Annotated in this window: 19 protein-coding genes and 1 riboswitch; of the genes, 7 read left to right on the top strand and 12 right to left on the bottom strand. The window is 47.2% G+C overall.

Annotation, left to right across the window (positions count from 1 at the left end; genetic code table 11):
• The first annotated feature begins 221 nt into the window (after positions 1 to 221).
• From ACJJI1_RS21795 to ACJJI1_RS21785, 3 genes are all read left to right on the top strand, one after another.
• Complete coding sequence (locus tag ACJJI1_RS21795) at positions 222 to 1217, top strand: zinc-dependent alcohol dehydrogenase family protein (protein ID WP_444957997.1); 996 nt, start codon at positions 222 to 224, stop codon at positions 1215 to 1217.
• A 250-nt stretch (positions 1218 to 1467) separates the two neighbouring features.
• Positions 1468 to 2424 (top strand): antibiotic biosynthesis monooxygenase, encoded by a 957-nt coding sequence (locus ACJJI1_RS21790; RefSeq protein WP_444957996.1) that lies wholly within the window; start codon positions 1468 to 1470, stop codon positions 2422 to 2424.
• Positions 2425 to 2562: 138 nt separating this feature from the next.
• Positions 2563 to 3510: a DUF5996 family protein gene (locus tag ACJJI1_RS21785; protein ID WP_444914089.1), complete on the top strand. Its 948-nt coding sequence runs from the start codon at positions 2563 to 2565 to the stop codon at positions 3508 to 3510.
• A gap of 18 nt (positions 3511 to 3528) precedes the next feature.
• Here the strand turns inward: ACJJI1_RS21785 and ACJJI1_RS21780 are convergent, their stop codons facing one another.
• The 4 genes from ACJJI1_RS21780 to ACJJI1_RS21765 form a co-directional block, all read right to left on the bottom strand.
• Positions 3529 to 4008, bottom strand: coding sequence for a low molecular weight protein-tyrosine-phosphatase (locus ACJJI1_RS21780; RefSeq protein WP_444936129.1), 480 nt, complete (start codon positions 4006 to 4008; stop codon positions 3529 to 3531).
• 41 nt (positions 4009 to 4049) lie between these two features.
• Complete coding sequence (locus ACJJI1_RS21775; RefSeq protein ID WP_444957995.1) at positions 4050 to 4778, bottom strand: hypothetical protein; 729 nt, start codon at positions 4776 to 4778, stop codon at positions 4050 to 4052.
• A 24-nt stretch (positions 4779 to 4802) separates the two neighbouring features.
• Positions 4803 to 5471: a class I SAM-dependent methyltransferase gene (locus ACJJI1_RS21770; protein WP_444957994.1), complete on the bottom strand. Its 669-nt coding sequence runs from the start codon at positions 5469 to 5471 to the stop codon at positions 4803 to 4805.
• A 212-nt stretch (positions 5472 to 5683) separates the two neighbouring features.
• Positions 5684 to 6595: a LysR family transcriptional regulator gene (locus tag ACJJI1_RS21765; RefSeq protein ID WP_444957993.1), complete on the bottom strand. Its 912-nt coding sequence runs from the start codon at positions 6593 to 6595 to the stop codon at positions 5684 to 5686.
• 106 nt (positions 6596 to 6701) lie between these two features.
• Here ACJJI1_RS21765 and ACJJI1_RS21760 point away from each other — a divergent pair, with 106 nt between their 5' ends.
• Positions 6702 to 7001 (top strand): GFA family protein, encoded by a 300-nt coding sequence (locus ACJJI1_RS21760; RefSeq protein WP_444933497.1) that lies wholly within the window; start codon positions 6702 to 6704, stop codon positions 6999 to 7001.
• Between the two features lie 67 nt (positions 7002 to 7068).
• Here ACJJI1_RS21760 and ACJJI1_RS21755 read toward each other — a convergent pair whose 3' ends face one another.
• The 6 genes from ACJJI1_RS21755 to ACJJI1_RS21730 all read right to left on the bottom strand — a co-directional run bounded on the left by ACJJI1_RS21755 (position 7069) and on the right by ACJJI1_RS21730 (position 12307).
• Positions 7069 to 7512, bottom strand: coding sequence for a YtoQ family protein (locus tag ACJJI1_RS21755; protein ID WP_444957992.1), 444 nt, complete (start codon positions 7510 to 7512; stop codon positions 7069 to 7071).
• A 156-nt stretch (positions 7513 to 7668) separates the two neighbouring features.
• Positions 7669 to 8136 (bottom strand): nuclear transport factor 2 family protein, encoded by a 468-nt coding sequence (locus ACJJI1_RS21750; RefSeq protein WP_444957991.1) that lies wholly within the window; start codon positions 8134 to 8136, stop codon positions 7669 to 7671.
• Positions 8137 to 8303: 167 nt separating this feature from the next.
• Positions 8304 to 9185, bottom strand: a complete 882-nt coding sequence (locus ACJJI1_RS21745) for a phosphotransferase (protein ID WP_444957990.1) — start codon at positions 9183 to 9185, stop codon at positions 8304 to 8306.
• A gap of 12 nt (positions 9186 to 9197) precedes the next feature.
• Positions 9198 to 9848: a nicotinamide riboside transporter PnuC gene (pnuC, locus tag ACJJI1_RS21740; protein WP_444957989.1), complete on the bottom strand. Its 651-nt coding sequence runs from the start codon at positions 9846 to 9848 to the stop codon at positions 9198 to 9200.
• Positions 9841 to 10104, bottom strand: coding sequence for a hypothetical protein (locus ACJJI1_RS21735; protein ID WP_444957988.1), 264 nt, complete (start codon positions 10102 to 10104; stop codon positions 9841 to 9843). The genes pnuC and ACJJI1_RS21735 overlap by 8 nt, the downstream gene beginning before the upstream one ends.
• A 61-nt stretch (positions 10105 to 10165) precedes the next feature.
• The gene (locus ACJJI1_RS21730; protein WP_444957987.1) at positions 10166 to 12307 is read right to left on the bottom strand and encodes a TonB-dependent receptor; all 2142 of its coding nucleotides are present in this window, start codon (positions 12305 to 12307) and stop codon (positions 10166 to 10168) included.
• Positions 12308 to 12362: 55 nt separating this feature from the next.
• Positions 12363 to 12478: riboswitch (TPP riboswitch) on the bottom strand.
• 61 nt (positions 12479 to 12539) lie between these two features.
• Here ACJJI1_RS21730 and ACJJI1_RS21725 point away from each other — a divergent pair.
• The 3 genes from ACJJI1_RS21725 (at position 12540) to ACJJI1_RS21715 (ending at position 15081) form a co-directional block, all read left to right on the top strand.
• Positions 12540 to 13376, top strand: a complete 837-nt coding sequence (locus ACJJI1_RS21725; protein WP_444957986.1) for an SDR family NAD(P)-dependent oxidoreductase — start codon at positions 12540 to 12542, stop codon at positions 13374 to 13376.
• 33 nt (positions 13377 to 13409) lie between these two features.
• Positions 13410 to 13703: a hypothetical protein gene (locus tag ACJJI1_RS21720; RefSeq protein WP_444957985.1), complete on the top strand. Its 294-nt coding sequence runs from the start codon at positions 13410 to 13412 to the stop codon at positions 13701 to 13703.
• A gap of 427 nt (positions 13704 to 14130) precedes the next feature.
• Positions 14131 to 15081, top strand: coding sequence for a DUF2608 domain-containing protein (locus ACJJI1_RS21715; protein ID WP_282932393.1), 951 nt, complete (start codon positions 14131 to 14133; stop codon positions 15079 to 15081).
• A 425-nt stretch (positions 15082 to 15506) separates the two neighbouring features.
• Here the strand turns inward: ACJJI1_RS21715 and ACJJI1_RS21710 are convergent, their stop codons facing one another.
• On the bottom strand, positions 15507 to 18272 hold the full coding sequence (locus tag ACJJI1_RS21710; RefSeq protein WP_444957984.1) for a di-heme oxidoredictase family protein: 2766 nt from the start codon (positions 18270 to 18272) through the stop codon (positions 15507 to 15509).
• A 994-nt stretch (positions 18273 to 19266) separates the two neighbouring features.
• On the bottom strand, positions 19267 to 20355 hold the full coding sequence (gene trmA / locus ACJJI1_RS21705) for a tRNA (uridine(54)-C5)-methyltransferase TrmA (RefSeq protein WP_444957983.1): 1089 nt from the start codon (positions 20353 to 20355) through the stop codon (positions 19267 to 19269).
• Positions 20356 to 20408 lie beyond the last annotated feature (53 nt).

The raw sequence follows: 20408 nt of genomic DNA, 5'->3' as shown, positions 1-20408 counted from the left end.
TTCCCTTCTCCCTTTTTAGTATCTTCAAGCGGCTGACTTGAAATTGCTAGCTTGAACCACACATAAGTAGATCCAAATGGCGATTTGTAAATGGGTTTGATTTATCAGGAGGAATCTAAATGGCCCCACTGTTAATAAGCGTCAAACTCTAGTGTTCATGGTACATTTTGTACAGAGTGAAGGTCGTTGTTCATAATCAATCGGAAAAAGGATACGGCGATATGTTAAAGGCAGAATATCAAGAGCGCGGACCAGTGCCGCAGGATGTTATTGAGGCGGTGTCCTTTGATACCCCTGAACTTCAAGAGGGGCAGGTGTTGCTGGAGATGCTGGCAGCTCCAATTAACCCTTCAGATGTTCTGACCCTGACGGGCGATTATGGGATGTTGCCTCCTCTTCCTGCGGTTGGAGGCAATGAAGGTGTTGCCAAGGTCGTCAAACATGGACCTAATGTTACCGCGCCAGCCGTTGGTCAGGTTGTTCTGCTACCGGTAGGAAGCGGCACCTGGGCCACACATATGGTGGCCAATGCCCAGGGGCTGATTCCGCTCCCGAATAACGTAGATCCCCTACAGCTTTCCATGATAACGATTAATCCGCCAACGGCTTACTTGCTGTTGAGCGAATTTGTAGATCTCAAGGAGGGGGATTGGGTTATTCAAAATGCCGCAAACTCCGGTGTGGGGTCTTATCTGACAACCCTGGCCAAGTTGCGGGGCCTGAAAGTGATCAATGTTGTCCGCCGTGAGTCTTTGGTTGAGCCGATGAAGGCCGCAGGCGCTGATGTGGTTCTCGTGGATGGCGAGCACCTGGGTAAACGAGTGGCTGAGGCTACTGGTGGTGCTGAGATCAAGCTAGGCATTGATGCTGTTGGTGGAATGGCAACTGCTCGCATGGGCGAAGCTCTGTCAAATGGCGCAACCTTAGTGAATTATGGCGCACTTAGCGGGGAACCCTGCGTTATCGCACCGGGGATGATCATCTTTAAAGATATCACCGTGCGCGGGTTCTGGTTGGCCAAATGGTTCGGCTCGGCATCCCCAGAGCGGCAACAGGAAGTTTTTGGCACTATCACAAAGCTTGTAGCGGAAGGTAAGTTATCTGCACCAGTTCATGGCACATACCCTCTGTCTGAAATTAAAGAAGCGGTACGAATAGCTGCGGCAGGCGGGCGTGACGGCAAAGTACTGGTTGTTAGTGAAAGCCTGACTAGCTGATTGCTCGCGCATTTATTTTTCTAGCGGAAGTGTCACCCAAATAGGCGACACTTCTGCAGACCGCTCCGTCATTCGTACGGAGCGTTACTTCCCAAATGCTACCCTTGATGTCAGTCCTGACATTTCGTCTAAGTTTGTTTGTTGCGATAGTTTTCAGCAAAAGCATTCGTTCGCAAAAATGAACACAAATATATTCTGCTTGCATAATACTTTGATCTTTAGTTCATCCGCCGGAGGCTGCTGCCAGATAATGGAAGAGGGTTCCAGTGCTTGTCTTGTATTGTCTCAGGAGGTGCCAAAGTACTTGGGGGATGAGTATCGATCATGGCATCAGAAGCTGGTGGATGTTGCGCTAGATTGTGATGGGTTGCTCGAGGTAAATTTGTTAGAGCCCGTTTCTAATATCCAAAATGAGTGGGTTCAAATATTTCAATTTGATACGGTTGCTCACCTTGAAACGTTTCTTGGAAATAACTTACTTAAAGATCTAATTGCTTTTTTAGAGAAGAAATTCTCGGTTGAAGTAGTATCTCAAGTTATCGCTGGTGCAGATCAACTAACAGTGCCCGTAACGATTGTGATATCCAAAAAAGTGAAGCCTGAGTTTTTTCGTGAATATATGCAGTGGCAGAAAGAAATTGATAAAGCACTTAAAAAATATCCAGGCTTCTTGGGTGCTGGTCTAACTAAGCCAATAAAGGGGGTTCAAGAGGAGTGGGTTGCAATATTTCGATTTGACTCCAATAAGCATTTAGACAACTGGCTTAATTCAGATGAACATAAGCGATTGGTAAAACGTGGTGAAGGGTTTTTTGAAGATGTAATAATAAAGCGGATAGGGCATGGCTTTGAGGATTGGTTTTCTCGGGCTCGTGGCCGAGCTCAAGACACTGCGCCCTCACAGTGGAAAATGGCCATGCTCATTTTATTGATGTTATATCCGATAGTTATGGTTATTACGATGTGGTTGTTACCTTTGGTAGAGAGTTGGCCCTTTGCGACGACTAACTTCTTTATCAACTTATTAATTGTTGCGTCGCTTACTTGGGTGGCGATGCCGCTGATAACTAGAGCTTTTAATATTTGGTTGTCTGACAAGTCAGGACAGCTAACAAAAATCAACACTATCGGAACCCTTATCATTATTGTTCTCTATGGGGTCTCGATAATGCTTGTTGCTTGGCTGTCGAGCCTGGATTTAAAGTAGTCTTTCATGATGATCAAAAGAGAGCTGTTTATCTGTTTTTAGTTTTTTTCGGACGGGGTATTTTTAGTGGTCTAAGCTTGGCGGTTAACAGAAGGCACTAGGTATCGAGCGAGTCAAAGGATAGATGGAGCACGTATAGTGAGCAACTTAAAGAATCGGTCTGAGAGTAAAGACTGGCCAGAGTTACCCTACGCTGAGTCGGTAAATACGATTGCCACCCTGCATATGTGGATGCAAGTTATTGGCAAGATTCGCCTGGTACAAACCCCTTGGATCAATCACTCCTGGCATGTTCCTTTATATATTACCGCCAGAGGGCTGGAGACATCTCTTATCCCTTATGGAGGGCGGTCGTTTTCTATTGGCTTTGATTTCTATCATCACGTGTTGAAGCTATTGACCACTGAGGGGGGAGAATGGGTATTACCTTTGGAGTCCCGCACAGTTTCTGATTTCTACTGGGAAGTGATGGCTGCACTCAAGCAGCTAGGTATACCGGTTGAGATTAACACTATGCCATCCGAAGTGGCGGACGCGATACCCTTTGAGAGGGATCAGGATAACTACGAGTATGATCCTGAATATGCTCAACAACTATGGCAGGCGTTGGTGCAAATTCATCGGGTTTTCACTGAGTTTCGCAGTCGCTTTATTGGCAAGTGCAGCCCAATTCATTTTTTTTGGGGAAGTTTTGATTTAGCACTTACCCGTTTTTCTGGCAGGGAGGCGCCTCCGCACCCTGGAGGCGTTCCACACTTTCCCGACTGGGTGGCCAGGGAAGCCTACTCCCATGAAGTTAGCAGTGTCGGTTTTTGGCCTGGTGGCGGTGGTGTAGATGGTGCTTGCTTCTATTCATATACTTACCCTGAGCCCCAAGGATTTCCCGAAGCAAGGGTCGCGCCCGCCTCAGCTTACTATTCCAAAGATCTGGGTGAGTTCTTGCTGCCCTATGATGCGGTGAGAGCTTCACGCTCCCCTGATGAGGAGCTGTTTGATTTTTTGCAGAGTACTTATGAAGCCGCAGCCGATAAGGGAATGTGGGATAGGTCTGCCTTGGAGGAAAGTTTCCCCCCACAAGCCCGGTAGAATTTGTGGGGGCTTTGCTTACTCTCTGCTTTTAAGCTGCTCGATAAATGCATCAGATGCTTGTTCAATAAGCTGGAGAATATGTTGAAACCCTTCAATACCACCATAGTAAGGATCGGGCACTTCAGCTAAATCACTATCTTGCAACACTGATAAAAATAACCCTAGTTGGGCGCCTGATGAATCAGGCTGTAAGGATTGCAGTGCTTCCAGGTTATCTTTGTCCATCGCAAAGATATGATCATATTTTGTAAAGTCGGTGGTGGCTACCTGGCGAGCGTAGCTATTTTCAAATGAATAGCCATTTTCTTCACCAATAGCCAAAGTTCGCGGATCTGGTCGCTTACCCGCGTGGTAGCTGATAATGCCCGCAGAGTCGACGGAAACAGGAATACCCGCCTGCTGTGCCTTGGTGCGGAAAACGGCTTCGGCTAAGGGGGAACGACAAATATTACCGAGGCAGACAAATAATATCGAAAGACCTGAATTAGCTGTCAAAATAGCTCCAAGATACTTCGGGTAAATTAAAGAGGCGCATTTTAATCAAAATATCGAATGTTTACACGCTGGCTATCAGGGGTAATAGAAAGCACAGCTTTAGTCTCAATATAAAAGGGCTGATTTTCATTTGAAAAATAGTTGGGGTTAAGCTGCTTTTGTGTGAAAGAGACCGCATTCTCTGTTGTCCAGTAAGCTTGCTCTGGTCCCCAGTTTTCAGTCTTTAGCTCGTATAGTAAGTCCAAAGTATTTTCAGATAAGCGGTAAACTTGTAAGGCATTTTCATTAAAACCGGCATCCAGGTCTTGTTCGGCAACAAAAAGGTAGCCGCCTTGTGGAGACAGCAAAGGGTAGCCGGCAAGAGAATATTCATGGCCGTTTCTCAGGTCGAGCAAAATATAGGAATGTGCTTCCCAGAGCTGTTGATGAATCAGTAGCAGGTTATCAGTTATTTGCTCAATTGCAGAGTAGGCTATATGTTCTACGGGATTATTAGCGGGAAGGATGTCTGTGTACGTCAGTGATTTCCCGTTATTCAGGGCTATAGTCAGGTGCCCTGGTTGCGTCCGCTGGATATGGTCGACCTGATCACTCAATCCACTTTCGATTGACCGTGCACAGTTTAGAGAATTGTGAATATCAATGCACTCAAATTTATCTTCAAACACACTGAAATGCAGGCCCAGGCAATAAGTGGGAGCTACTGCTAAAGCTGACAAGGTAAGGAATATCAGTGGACTATTCAGCCCCAACTTAAACGAGAACTTCATCCTCATAAGTGCCCTATAGATACTCTAGCCAGTGATTTTGTACCGCGCACTGAATAGTGCTACACACCCGCGAACCTCTATTTTGTACTCCTTAAATCGACTGGCAAGGAATTTATTGAGGTCCTCTTCACAATCCTGAGTATTAGAAAATATCCCTTTCTTATTGTAGATAGCCATTAATTTCTTGGCAGCTCCACTTTTCGGTACGCCTTCGGACAGGATGGTGGAACCAAATACGGTGCCTGAATCCGATAGCAGGGTTGCGACATTGTCCAGCGCAACCAGTTTTTCTGATAGCTTGCCGGGAAGGCAGTGAAATAGGTAATTTAAGGAGATTGAATCAAAAACTTCAGTTTCTAAAGTAATTTTATCCAGGACATTGCAGCGGAACTGTGTTGGATTATACCGAGCCACTCTTTGCGCTGAGATATCCAGGCTGTTTTGATTCAGGTCCATCAGGGCGAGGCGGACTTTGTCGGAGGGGAAATGGCACCTGTCCATAAAGTAGCCCGTTCCGACACCTACATCCAAGTGGTTGGAAGATATATTTCGATTGAAGTGCTCTAGTATTCCAGGAGTTGGGCACTTCCAAATAAAGCGGTTTGATATGCCCAGAACCCACATATCATAAAGCCAAAGTACGGGTTTGGAATAGACAGCTTGGCCTTGTTCGACCTCTTTAGTGATTGTCACTTCAATCTCCAATGTATGACTGTTGTGCGGCTTTACCAATAAAGGAGAGGGGATGTATCTACAGTGTATTTCGAGAGTATTGTTTTCACTCTCTTCAGCCCCAGTAGCAAGCCGCTTATTATTGTTCTATGGTACCACCTAATGTGGTACTAAACAGCTGAGTGTTTCACAGAGGATCTCTAATCGCTGCAGAGTTCTTTAGTGGCACATTCTCACTCATCAAACAGGCTAAAGTCATACTCCAGCAAGCGCTCTTGTGCAAAGTTCAAAAACACGTCAATTTTCTTTGAATCTTTTCGCTTTACTTTATAGATAGCGCCTACAGTTTTATCTTTTCGCTCCAAGTCAGGGAGTACCTCTACCAGTCGCCCCTTTTTGATATCCCGTTGGCAAAAATAGGAGGGAAGCTTGGCAATGCCATTCCCGTTTAATGCGGCTGCTCGGGTATGGAAAGTTTTATTGGAAATTAAATTTCCATTGAATTGGTAGAACTTCCCATCAATTGACCAGCCATCTTCCAGGCCGTCGAGGCGGGTTAGCATGATGTTGTGTTGGCTGAGCTCGGCAATGGATTTGGGGCAGCCGTGTTCTTCCAGATAGGTCGGCGCGGCAATAAAAATAGGGCGGATACTAAATAGGGGCTGGGCGTAAAACTGGCAATCGGGCAGGGTTTCCCAGACGCGAAAAGCAATGTCGATATCGTCCTCGATTAAATCCAGGTGATAGGGGCTGAAGATAAGCTCCAAGCTGAAATCGGGGAATGCTTTCTGAAAATCATTGCAGATATGACTAAATACTTTTAAGCCGAGGGTTTCCGGAAAAGTGAGTTTTAATTTTCCTCGGGTGAGTGTTGCTGCCTCTGCAATCTGGTCTTCCAGCTCGGTGAATGAGCTGATTATTTTTTGCCCTTTCTGGTAAGCAATCCTTCCGGCGTCTGTGACAGCGATTGCCCGGGTGGTGCGATTGAGTAACACCTGGCCAAGGGCCTGTTCAAGTTGGGCGAGAGTCTTGCTCACGGTGGGCGTAGACAGGCCCAAGTGCTTGGCAGCTTTGCTTAAGGAACCGTGATCAACAACACTGCAAAAAACGTTGATCAAGTGGTATTTGTCGTACTCTCTGCGCACAGACTGTTTCCTTAAAGCTAAAAGATCTTTTCAATATATCCCCTTTGTTAAATTAAAGTAAATAGTAAACTCCTTCTCCATACTAATCGACCAGGGAGATAAGGCTATGAATCCGTTAACTTGTCATTGTGGAGCGATTCATTTCAACAAGCTTATAGATGCCCTGTTTGTACCAGCGGGCCAAAGGGGGCACGCTGATACTGAAGTCGCTATCCATATCAGCGATCCTGAAAAGTCACTGCGCAAATATCACTTTAAAGAGGGGGCTTTACGGGAGAAGGCATTCTGCAAGCACTGCGGTGCGGAAATCTATGCGATCAATCGTAGCGGCGAGGTAGTGCACAACCCATCATCAGAGGCAGCCTCTCGGCCGAACTATGCCGGTGTCCTTAATTACGGCTTTTAGCTAGCGACACCTACTGATTGTGCAGTTTTGTCAGTAGATGCCTGCCGGCTTGCTATCCAGAGGCTCCTTAGGCCTGAGTGGTTAAGTACTTCAGGATATCGACAACCTGTGCGGGGGTCTGTGCCCAGGCGTGGGCGGCACCGTCCACTTCCTTGAGTGCGTGCACCAAGGATTCATCGTGAAGTGTGATATAGGACTTGCCTAAGGCTGCACAAAAGCCGGCATCAAATGCGGCGTTCCATTGTTTGTATTTCTCGCCAAATCGAATCACCGCCAAATCACAGTTTTCAATCAGGTGCTTGATTCGGATTGCGTTAACTTTGGCTGATTTGTGATCCCGCCAGAAAGCGTTCTGCTCCTCACCCAGGCCATCACCAGCGGCATCGCTGGCGTCGTGGTTGGTGACTGCGGAAGAGAAGGAGATTTCCAGCCCTTCTTTTTGGCAACCTTCGATAATTTGCGCACGCCAATCGGAGTGGATTTCGCCGGAGAGGTAAACTTTAAGCTTCATTGAGTGGCCCTTTAGAACTGGAGACTAATATGCAATTTAGAGTCACATATTAGCACTTGGAAGCTTTGAAATCCGGTAGTTGTTCTAGTTGGGAGGGGACTGAGAGCGATCAAATGGACACAGGCCCTGTGCGATCAGGGCCTGTAAGGCATTTTATTATCGGACTTGCTGCTCAAACTGGACGTCTTTGGGGAATTTCTCTGCGGGCAGGCGGGTTGAGTGTAATTGGGCTACTAGCCACTTGCCATCAATTTTCTTAACAATGGCGCTTTCCAACCACACCGCTTCTTTATTGCCATCCTCGGATTTAAAAATGGACTTGGTCCAGTAGTTGATGGTCAGCAGGTTCTCACGCTCTTCAAAATTGATGATGCTGAAGTAGTTGATTCTTTCCAGCTTTGAGGGCTTGGGCTTCATTACGGCGATAAGGTCTTCAATATCCCAGACTTCACCGTGCTCAAGGAGTATAAAATCGTCGCTGACGCCGTCTCGCATAGCCTGGTGGTCAAGGTTTGAAAGCGCAGCAAACAGCCCGTCTATCGTTTTAAAACCTTCGGGTTTCTCTACCGCTTGTGCGTTGATTGCGATCAAGGTAAGTAGTATTGCAAAAAATGATCTGATCACAGGAGTACCTCTGTGGTTATTTTTTAGGGGTGTGAAAAAGGGGGGTATTTTAGCCAAGTCGGGCCCTAGTTGAATTACTTCGACAGCAACTTTGAAAGTAACTTGGATTGCGCCGCAGTGACTGAAAGTCGCTTCTTGGGGGTTGGGCCTATTCTAGCAGGGATTACTCAGCTGAGGCTGTGAGCCGATAGGCCTTTCAATAACTGTTGGGCTTTTTTCCCGATATATCTCCCTTGCTCCGGGGACCTTTGGGTTTGGTTACTCCATTGTACCCCGTGCCAGAGAATACAAAGGTAACCGTAGATCAGCTGCCATAACCCCAAGCGCTGATTGTCTTCAGGTGACACAGTGCGATTAAGATAGCACTCCAGCAAACTATTTTGCTCTCGCTGATTCAAGTTGTGTTCCTCTACCAAAACAGCGAGGTCATAGAATTTATCCCCCATTGATGCGTACTCCCAGTCGATAGCGTATAGCTTGTTAGAGGGAGCCCAGATCAGGTTGCCAACCGTTAGATCGTTGTGACACAGGCAAAATTCGTCGCCCATCCGATAAGCAGCGTCAATTAATTGCGGAAGTTTCTCTTGCAGTGTGTCGAGCAAGTGGAAATAACTGGCTCGCTTATCGATAAACTGCCTGTAACTTGAGATTTTCTCACCGATGTTTAATTGGGCATCAATTGCAGGGGAACCGTGTATACGGCGCAGCAGATCGGCAAGTTTTTCCAAACTGTGGGCGACATTTTTATCCCAGGGAGTGCCTTCAATATAGCGGGTCACCAAATATCGGTAATGCGGGTCACCGTAAACCAAAGGGGCACAACTATCGGAATATGTGGCAGCTTGCAACGCCTGCTGTTCAGTAGCCCTGTCGAGATTGAGCTGATCGCTGATGCTGGAGTTTATCCGCAGCACCATCAGCTGATCGGCGGACTCAACCAGAAAGGCGTTATTGGTCAGCCCCCCAGCCAGGGCCCTGACCACCCTGGGTCGGGCCTTGCTCCAATGATGCCAATCGTTGGGGATGATGTTGCTCAAGTCCTGGCTCATATCAGTTGGTCACTATGCCGCTGCCATTGTTTGAGGAGCGCTATCGGGTTGTTGTTTCTCTTTTCGGAAAATGGCCAACCACTGGAAATAGCCAATCACAACCAGCACCAGGTACAGCATAAACAATACGGCAGTAAGGTAGAGTTCTCTGTCCAGGTAGAGGTAGATTGAAGCTCCGTCTACGACAATCCAGTAAAGCCAGTTCTCCAGTACCTTCCGGGTGACCATATAGGTGGTGACAATTGCCCCCAGAGTCGTGAATGAATCCAGGTAGGGGAGGGCGGCACTGGTGTTGCGATCCAGCAGGTAGCCGATCAGTAACGTCAGTATCAGGGTAGCGCCAATAACTATCGAGTGGGTTTTTCCGCTCCAGCGATGGATTTTTAAATCGTCTTGCCGGTTGCGGTGATTTCGCCATTGCCACCAGCCATAAACCGCCATCAGCAGATAGAAAACCTGTAGTGCAGACTCCATTAACAGGCTGACATCCCAAAACAGAAACAGATAGATCGCCGTACTGATAAAGGCAGCATACCAGCAGCTGATTTTCTCCCTCATGGCCAGAAGCAAATAGGCCAGAGCCAGTATTACAGCGGCTACTTCCCAGAGGGACATGGCTGCAATCGAAGCGCTGATTGCGGTACTGATATCCTGGTCAAACATGCGCTTCTCCCGGGGCCAGGTTGCCGTCAATAAACTTGCATACAAAAATGGCGCGGCCAAACTGTTCGTAGGATTTGCGCATTTCCAACTTGAGCACATCCATCAGCAGATCGTAATCGCCAAACACCTGAGTACTCATTGTATTGGTGATTACCTTGAGTTTTGGATGGCTGTTTAACTGTGCGATAAACGCTTGAATAGCTGGGATGTACTCGTCCTTTAACGGATACATACTGATTTCGACAGAGAGCTGCATAATTCCCCTCTTGATAGAGAGTTTTGGAGCAGCGAAACGCTGCCCCAAAGTCACTGAGTGATTAGAAGGTGTAGGTGCCTGTTACCCCGGCAATCCGTGGCTCACCATACTGATAGTAGGGCTCGGGTGCGTAGCCATTGGCCGGGTTGTTGCCATACTGGTTACTGAAGTAAAACCCGCGCACATAGTAATCTTCGTCAGTCAGGTTTCTTCCCCACAGGGCAACATCCCAGTTATCTCCCTGGTAGGTCAGGCGAGCATTGACCAGCTCGTAGGCTGTGGATTTTTCGTCGTGGCTGTTTGAGAAGTAGAACTCGTCTTTACCCTCAAGCTCCAATCGCAAGATCAGGTTTGGAAGCAGATCGATTTCTGTACCGGTAAAGAACTGGTAGTTGGGGGCGTGAGCGATATCGCGGCTATCCAGATCAACCGCAGCCAACACTGTTCCTGCGTAGTCATCGCGGGCATCGACGTGGGAACTACTTTCGTAGTCTTTAAATTCCGCATTCAGCCAGCCAGCAGAGGCGAAAAAGCGCAGGGCGTCGGTAGCCTGATAGTTCAGTTCCACCTCAAGACCAGTAGTACTTCCGCCGGCTGCATTGGCAAGGTAGTCACTAAATGAGTAGTCGGCAGGGTTAAAGATAGAAACCTTGGCCTGAACGTCATCCCGGTCCTGGTAGAAAGCGGCAACCTGGGCTTGCAAGCGATTCTCCAGCCAGCTGCCCTTAATACCTAATTCATAGTTGAGCATATGTTCGGTATCGAACTCGAACATGTCACTGTTGATCTCAGTATTGCTTGTTGATTCTGAGATGATTCTGCCGTTTACCCCGCCGGCTTTATAGCCCCGGGAAACCGTAGCGTAGAGCAGGGTGTTGTCGGTGTAATGGTATTGCAGGGAGAGATTGCCGCCCCACAGATTTTCTCCATTATATGCATCGATGCTATAGGAATCTGAGTAATCGGCTTCGCGTCTTTCCAGTCTCAGACCGGTGATCAAGTTGATCGCAGGGGTGATTTCCGTAGAGAGCTGGCCGTAGATGGCAGAGTTTTCAGTATCAAAAGTGCTGCGGAAGCTCTGGTTGCGATTAAGGTCCTCCCGCTCCGTGCGGCCATAAAGGCCTACAACCCAGTGGCTGCGATCCCAGAATAACTTGGACTCTTCGGTAGAGAGTACGCGAAGGTCAATACTGATATTGTCTTTATCGCGCTGGTAATTATCCGTTGAGCTGTATTCCCAGGAATGAAAGCCGACATAGCTCCAATCCTCATCGTAGCCATATTCAGTATCTGAATCGGCGAGGCTGAGGGTGCCTTCAAGGGTAAAGTTCTCGTTACCAGACCATTGAGCAGTCAATGCGCCGGCAAAGGTTTCCTGGCGATCCCAGCCGGGCTGGTCAGATTGGGTTTCACGGGTGTTATAGAGAGAGAAAGCATCGTAGCCGTTATCAACGTCGATATAGAAGAGGGTAACGCCCAGCTTTAAATCGTCGGACGGGGAGTAGGCCAGCTTTCCGCGCAGTACAGACTCATCAATATTGCTGGTGTCATCGCGGTTGAGATACACATTCTCGGTATAGCCGTCGGATTTGCGTTTGCTGGCAGCCAATCGATAGCCAAGAGCATCGCTCAAAGAACCACTGGTAGCCGCAGACAGACTCTGTCCATTGTACTCACTTAGCTCGGCGGACACCTTGGTGGTCGACTCACTGGTGGGCGCTGCACTGGTCATGTTGATCAGGCCGGCCAGGGCATTAGCGCCGTACACTGTGCCCTGTGGGCCCCGCAGGATTTCCACTTGATCGATATCCAAGGTGCTGGCAGCGAGCCCCAGGCCAGTAAAGTCGATACCGTCGATGATCAGGCCAACTGAGGGGTTTACTGGGTCGATAAACTGGCTGCGCTCACCAATGCCGCGAATCTGTACAAATCGTCCCCTGGAGGCGCCAGACGAAAAATTTACATTGGGCGCCATGTTCAAAAGCTGGTCCAGATTGGCCGCGCCCCGCGCATCGATCGCGCTTTCATCCAGTACGGTAACACTGGAAGGAAGCTCCAAAAGGTTGGTTTCCCGTAGCTGTGCCGTAACCACCACTTCCTCAAGCCCGGTCTCTGCGGTATTAGCGGTGGCGATACCGGCGAACAGGCTGCTGGCAAGGCTGACAGACCAGGCAATAGGGTGGGTGGGAAACTGTTTTTTCATGGTTCTCTCTCGAATAACGGCAGTGAAAGAGACCCGGAGTGCGACGTGGGGAGGTTTTGCTTTGTCTACCTATTCCTACGCCGGTATTAACCGGATCAGGTTCAAGGGTTTGTCACGACAGACCAATTTGATCCCCGGACATCTCAGGCAAGGCCACCCCTTAGGTTTTGCGGGCGCGATGATAGCAGAAACTGGGGTATAAAGTGGTAAAAGCAAGGAAGGGAAAGCGCTTATGGATCAGGTATCTTACTTCAGTGGCAAGACGGCACTGATTACCGGTGGTGCTTCTGGAATCGGTGCGGCCTTGGCCTGTCGACTGGCAGCATTTGGGGCTCAAGTCATTATCGCGGATATCCAGCAGGACCTCGCTACGCAGGTTGTCAGCCAAATACAGGAGTCCGGTGGGAGAGCATCGTTTGTTCACTTGGATGTTCGTAACTATGATCAATTTTTTCAGGTCATTAGTGAAGTATCTCCGTTAGATTTCCTTTTTAACAATGCTGGCGTAGGAGTTGGAGGATATTTTTCCGATCATAATGTTGAAGATTGGAAAGCGGCGATTGATATCAATTTGTTTGGCGTTATTCATGGGCTCCAATGTGGTTTCCAGGCCATGAAGCGCCAGGGCTCTGGCCATATTATCAATACTGCCTCGATGGCGGCTTTAGTTCCGTTGCCAGTAATGGCTGCCTACTCAGCTTCCAAGAGTGCTGTGGTAGCAATATCAAAGGCTATTCGCCCTGAGGCCGAGTCCTGCGGTGTACGAGTGAGTGTTTTGTGTCCCGGGGCAGTATCAACGCCGATTTTGCAGGGAGGTGGCGTCAATGGGCGGATGCCAACTCCCATTCCTCCTCAACAGCAGGCAGAAATGTTCGAGCCTCTGCGGCCAATATCTGCTGATGCTTTTGCAGAAAAGGCTTTGTCTCAAATTGCAAAGAACAAAGAAATCATTGTTGTGCCAGCAAAACTTAAGTTGCTGTGGTGGCTGGAAAGATTGTTTCCTTCTTTGCTGTGTCGCCTTTCCTTTAAGCAGATGGAAAAAATACTTCAGCCTTTGGGACTAAAATAATTGTATCTTTGGAAAGGTGGAGTAAATTGGAAAATGATAATTTCCTGTGACCACTGTGGTGAAGTCTGGGAGTTTTCTGCTGAGACCCTGTCGAACATTCAAGGAATAGCACGGAATTTTCCTGAGGGGCGCATTACTGCAAGCTTAGTAAAGGCGCTGAGAAGGGAACTTAAGCTGCCCATGCTCTACAGCAAAAATTTTGCTAATCATTTGACTATGAGAGAGGGATGCTGTTTTTACTGCCAGGAGCCCCTGGGCATAGAAGAAGCGTTTATAAAACACTGTCGGGGCTGTGGTGCCTTGAATTTGGATCGCAGATTCGCCTAATGGGGAGCAGCTTATTTAGAAGCACCCGGCGTGCCGAATTATCAGCATGCCGAGTTGGGGGAGGGGCAACTTTATGCCGCTAATAGCAGAATCTAATATCCGGGTTTGGGAAAAGTATATCTTTTAAGGGACTGGTGGTTGTATTGTACGACAACAATATGAAGCTCTGTTCAAATTATTCACAGATTAAGTATTATTTCTCTGCTAATAGAGCTGGCGGCTTACGCTTCCTATTTGGTACCCCCTCAGAACTTGATTCGATTTTCTGTTTTTCTGGCTCTGAATGATAAATTGCTATTTTTCAGGGGCACAAGTTAAGTACTATCTAGTCTAGGCATCATGCCAGTACAGTCTCTGTCTCCAGCTACGCCAAAACCATTCACTTTTTTGTGTTAATAATCAGGGTAAGTAAAAAGGAATTTATTTTATGAGCAAGTTTAATTCTCTACTGTATTCGATTGTTTTAATTGTGGCTTCTCATTGTGTGTCTGCCGGTGCTATTAAGAAAGAGGTGAACAGCTTTGAGGACGTCCAGAATATAATTGAAGAGTCAGCCACCCCAATAAATACGTTACTGGTTATGGATAATGATGACACCTTGAGTATGATGCCTTGCGCTGAAAAGTCTCAATGTCAATATCTTGGTGGCGCAGCTTGGTACTCATGGCAGGAAACTTTATTGGAAACCGATCCTAATTCAGGTTTCCTTGTGGCAAAAACAAAAGAGGAGTTGATTAATATATCCGGTTTGCTCTTCTCTGTGAGCAATATGGTTTATACAGATGACAATATTGTGCCGGTACTTGACAGTTTGAGGCAAAGTGGGGTGCGATTGATGGTTGAAACTGCAAGGGGCGATGCAGATGTTTCAGCTACCGAGAGACAGTTCAAACGCTTGCCAACCCCGAATACGTCCTACCAAAATTTATTAGAGCTTATTCGGTCAAATACTCTCAACTTCAGTCCAAATAATCAATTTAGCCTTGCAAGTCCGTTTAAGCCCTGTGATTTAAGTGAGGCAAGGCCAGTAAGCTATCGGCAAGGTATTATGTACTTAGCCGGGCAAGATAAAGGTTTTATGCTTGACTGCTTGCTGCGATCCTACAATTCTTCGGCTAATAGTAGTGAGCACTACCTAATTTCCAACATTATCTTCATTGATGACAGTTTTGAGAATGTCGAAAGTGTTTACCAGGCATTCAAGGACAATAAGAAATATGAGGTAATAGCCCTGCACTACACCCGTCTAAGTAAGCACAAGCAGGATTTTATGGACGGGCCTCAGAAAAAAGCATTACAAGAAACTGCGAAAAAGAGATGGGAAACCATCATGGCGAGTCTTAATAGTGCGCTATTAATGCCGGCTGTTGAAAACTAGTTTAACTTCCTTGTAACTAAGCTCAACGGCTCCATTTCTAAACTGTCATCCAAGTAAAAAGGGAAGTGTATACGTCTACCTCTAATGTTTAATCGATTTTGGAGGTGCAGAGCACTCAGAAGAGATGGTAGTCGTTGTATAACGATTAATCGGTTATAACTCAGTTGAAGAGGGAGGAGCATTAACCGGCTGTAATTTCGCGAGCCACGCGCCTAGGTCTTTTTAGCAGAGTGCAGGCTTGCCGCACCATTGCTACTGAATCGATTTTTTAAGTTTTGATAAAAATAGAGCACGTTATTTGCGGATGGACGTTTCTGTAAAAGCTTTGAATTTTTCCAGTGAACAATAACGTATATCTCCACCAGAAAGGTATCCAGCAAGCTATGACCTTAGCTGGATACCCTTGTGATTGGTTAGGTTATGGTTTATAGCGACTGTAAGAACTTGAGTAGCGAGTTTCGCTCTGAAGCCGACAGATCAATATAGTTCTGTTGGCTCTCAGCAGCTTCTCCCCCGTGCCAGAGAATGGCTTCTTCAATAGACCGGGCGCGACCATCATGCAACAAATTACTGTGACCATTCACTGCGCTATTAACACCCAATCCCCATAAGGGAGGCGTTCTCCACTCGCGGTTGTACTCCGCGCTAATCGTCAAGTTGTCTGCCAAACCTTCGCCCATATCATGCAGGAGTAAGTCTGTATAGGGGCGAATGACCTTGCCTCTCAACTCCTCAAGTGGGTGAGCGTGATTGGTGTTCATCTCTGGCCGGTGACAGGATGAGCAGTTGATCGATTCAAATAGAGCTTCACCCTGAGCCACGATGGATTCATTGATTAAATCGGGATTTCTGGGCGGTGCGCCCAGTGCCTGAAGATAAGTAGTTAGGTCGTCCAGGTGAGAATCAGTGAGCTCTTCGTCGTGATTACTGTGCTTTTTACATTCCAGCTGTTCGATACCACAGTTTGCATTGGGTTCCATTGCTGTGTTCACGCCAATATCATTGTTCAACGCATCTGCTGAGAAGCTGCGCAAGCTCGGTTGGGTAGCCTTCCAGCCAAAGCGTCCTACCTGGGGAAGAGGTGTTGAGCCCGTATCGACCAGTGATACTCGCCCAGAGATACCATCGCTATTGGAATCGTTAGGGTCGTGCCACTCAAGGATTTCTGTTTCGTCAACCGCCTCAAGTAAGCCCAAGCCAGTGATGTTTTGTGGCATACGTGGCGAAAAGTAATCAGCGGATGTGTTTTCACCTTCATTGGTTGTTACTACATAAGTGGGGGACTGTAGGGTGTAGCTATCCCCATTGGCATAGCTACCTTGAATGGGGCTATAGGTGACTTGAATAGATCCTTCTGGAGCTATGTCACTATTGAGTGAATGGGTTTGGAGGACAGGGCCAAAGTAGTGGTTTGGCAGGGGTTGTCCTGCTTGGGTTATTGCACCGGACGACAGCTTAAAGACCATCGAATTGGGAACACTAGCCTCTGAGGGGGCCGGGCCCCGGCCGTTATTGATATGGCACGCCAGACATGATTGCTCAATGGTTAAGCCTGCTGACAGGTTTGCCATTTGGTTGAAGTCTGGGTTCCCGAGTTCCTCGTGCTCTCCGGTATTAAACCGGGTGTGGAATATCCTGCGACCATCTAGAAACTCGTTGTGTGTCTCCCACTGGATGTTGAGGGCTTCTCTGAAGTAGGCTGTCCAGTCGGCGATTCCACTATCCACGATGTAAGTATCATAGACATCAATACCATCCAGTATTGGGTAGGTGACTTCAACGGCATCAGCGTCGGAAGCCGTTGCCCATTTACCATCGCTGCCAGCGTAGTAGATAAGAGTATTATCGTCAGTATTTACTGAAATGACTTCTGAAGCGGGTACCGGGTCAGTAGCCCTGATGTATGCTGCGGTTGCTTCACCGGCAGTTTCAACAGCGGTCTCAGTTTCCAGGTCTGCAACCATATGAATACCGGGTTGGCCCAGGAGAATGCGGTAGGTGTCTGTGTAGTAAACTGTCTGCCCACTGACATTCTCATCGCCCTCCTCAATGCCAATGAATTGCTGAAATTCCACCTCTATCCATTCGCCGACTTCCAGCTGCCCGTCATCACCATCGTGAGCATCGTAGGTGATACGACATACCCAGACTTGGCCTCTCCCATCTTCATCAGCTTCCCGGTAAGGGGTTTCATCAAATCTGGCGTTGCTATTAAAGTCAGCGCGGTGTTCATTTGAATAAGAGGAGCGGCATTCGGGTGGCCGATAAAGCGCGTATTCGGCAGAGTAAAAGATCTCAATCAGGTTCTCACCGGCGGGCGTATGGTCGTGAATCTCTATGCCAAAGGTTCTGTGTTCAAAGTAGAAGGTCGGGAACTCGTAAAAACTATCCTCGGATTCATGTCGCAGACGTGCTCGGCCACTTGCCAGTGTTACAATGGTGCCATCTTCCTGAATATACCAGTGTTGGGACTCTTCTTCTGGCTGCTCAGTATCAAATAGAGGGGTATATTCTATGGACGCGGTTTGATTAATTTCCTCTGCCGCACGATCAAAAACCATCAGTTCCCACAAACTATATTGCGAACTCCCCTCACTGAGTTCAGTTCCGTTTAGCTGGACATAGCGATACTCTCCACCAATTAGGTGAGAATCAATGCGTTGGCCATATTCTCCTGAATCAGCTGTTGCCAGGGTGGTCCATGTTGTGCCGTCGCTTGAGCCCAGTACCTCGTAAGATTTTGCGTTGTGGTCGCCCCAGTCTATGACCACTTTGCTGAGCAAGTGTGTAGATTTAAGGTCAAGGGTGAGGCTTGATGTGCTGGCAGTATCACCACTTTCCCAAAGTGTCCTTCTTAAGTCATCAATGGCAAGGACCCCGTTGCCAGAACTGGAAGAGATAGTTCCACTACCTGCAATATTTTGTCCAACCTCTTTATCGGACTCAGCTGGATCACTGTTTGAATTTGGTGTCTCTTCGTCGGACTCATCCGGGTCACCGCTTGAAGTCGGTGTTTCATCAGTGGAGCCGTTGCCCTGAGAGTTGGGGGTAGCTTCTGTGGGGTCTTCATCAGAGCTATTATCCCCGCCTCCACCACCACATCCGGACAATACCATTATGAATAAGGCGAAAAATGCTGTTAAATAGATTTTTGCCAGTGGATTGATTGTTTTCTTGAAATACGGATCCATATATTTCTCGTTTTATCAACAGCTATATATAGTAATAGTGATGAAATGAACTTTTTCTTTAATTCAAAAGGAGAATTTCAAAATTCTTGTTAAGTGTGCTTGGTTCGGGGTAAAAATAATTTAACTATTATTTTTAGTGTGTGTCCTTTTGTTTGTATGTGCTGCTGTTTTTTGGTGATGATTGCTCTTGGCTAATGTTGGGAATGAATTTTCTAGCTTGATTTGTAGGGCGACATAATAGTTATATTTTTTATGTGCATCGTTATGCTGCGCCCAGAGGGGATGAATTTAAGTTAAGAAGGAAAGCGATATGAACTTGTTCTCAGCTTCCTGTTTTACTTCGCATGATGAATACGACAGGGTTCACCTTATGTCTGTGATTTAGATTGGTTTATTTAGTAGGTCTGGCTTATAGATTGATATCGTGTGTCAGTTGTGATGCTGAGTGCGTTAAAAAGTTAATCTTTAGTCTTGTGTAAGATTTGACACGGCTAAAAATAGTTATTTAAAGATTGGTATTTAGTTTTCTACCCACAGTTACCTTTATTCCCATGGGTGTTTTTTATTAATTAACAAGCTCACCAACACTAGGTGTCACGCTCTAAGTCTCGATAATTCATTTTTTATACGTGAAGGTATTATGTATATTGAAAGGTGGGCCTTACTTTTTTATGAGTGGTTATCGAACATTGATCATCGCTACGTCGAGCCTGATTCTTATAAAAAGTCCAAGCTTACTGGAGTGACTGGTTTTAGCTATTGATTAATACAGCAATGACTTGAGCAGGGTGTGTAGATTATTTAGTGGTGCTCATCGTTTGGAAAGTAAGTTGAAATCTCTTCGGCTCAGATAATATCGAGAAATGAGTATAGTTTTTAAAAGCTACTTGTATTGCTGAGCTTTGAATCTTTATGGTGATTTTATAAATGGACTTAGGAAGGCCTCCAGCGTTCAATAGGATCAGAATGCTGGAGGCCTTCAGCTAGTGAGGCACTACTTCCTTACTAGCAATAACCCGGTTTCCGTATGATCTGTATAAGGGAACTGATCAAACAGAGCAAATCGTTCAATGCGATGGGTTTTGGTCAGCGACTCCAGGTTTTCCAATTGGGTTTCCGGATTGCAGGAGATATACAGGATTCTCGGGAAGCGGGCGACCATCGCACAGGTGTCTTCATCCAAGCCCGCTCGGGGAGGATCAACCAGGACGGTGGAGAAGTCGTAGCTATCCAGGTCTATATCCTTAAGGCGGCGGAAGGGGCGTACCTTATCGATGGCCTGGGTAAACTCTTCACTGGATAGACGTACGATATCCAGATTGGTGATCTGGTTGTTGGCGATATTCTCTTGGGCAGAATTTACCGATACCTTGGAGATTTCAGTGGCCAGGACCTTGCGGAATTTCTCACTGAGCGGGATGGTGAAATTGCCATTGCCGCAGTAGAGCTCCAGCAGATCGCTATCACTATCTCCGCAGGCACTTCTCGCCCACTGGATCATGGATCGACAGATCTCTCCATTGGGTTGGGTAAAGCTACCTTCTACCTGTTTGTACTGGTAAGTTTTCCCATCGATATCCAGTTTTTCGGTAACGAAGTCGCGCTCCAAAACCACTTTTTGCTTGCGCGAGCGCCCCAAAATCGGGAATCTCAGCTGTGCCTGGAGTGCTTTGGCTTCCTGCTCCCAGGTCTCATCCAGTTTCTTGTGGTAGATCAGCGTAATCAGCGCATCACCATTCAGCGTGGTAAGAAACTCGGCGGAGAACAGGCGTTTGCGCAGGACTTCGCTATTATTGACAGCAGCCAGCACCTTCGGCATCAACTGGTTCATCAGCTCAGAGCCGACGGTAAACTCATCGATGATAAAGGGCTTCTTGTACTCACCCTGGCGGTACATGGCGTAATTGGCTACACCTCCCTCATGCCACACCTTGAATTCGGCGCGCAGGCGGTAGTGAATGGGTGGGGAGGGGAAGAGTTCCGGCTCCAGGTCAGTGAACTTGCTGTAAGCCTCTTGCAGGCGCTCGGCCTTGTTTTGAAGCTGTTGTGGGTAGTCGTCAGTATTAACGCGGTACAGTGCCATATTACAATGCGGTGTCAGTACAAAAAGCGGGCGCGAATTATATAGGAAACCGT

Source organism: Microbulbifer maximicatervae (SeqCode) (assembly GCF_052467065.1).
Note: the sequence above shows the minus strand (reverse complement) of the source record. Positions and strands in the feature narration are given on the sequence as shown.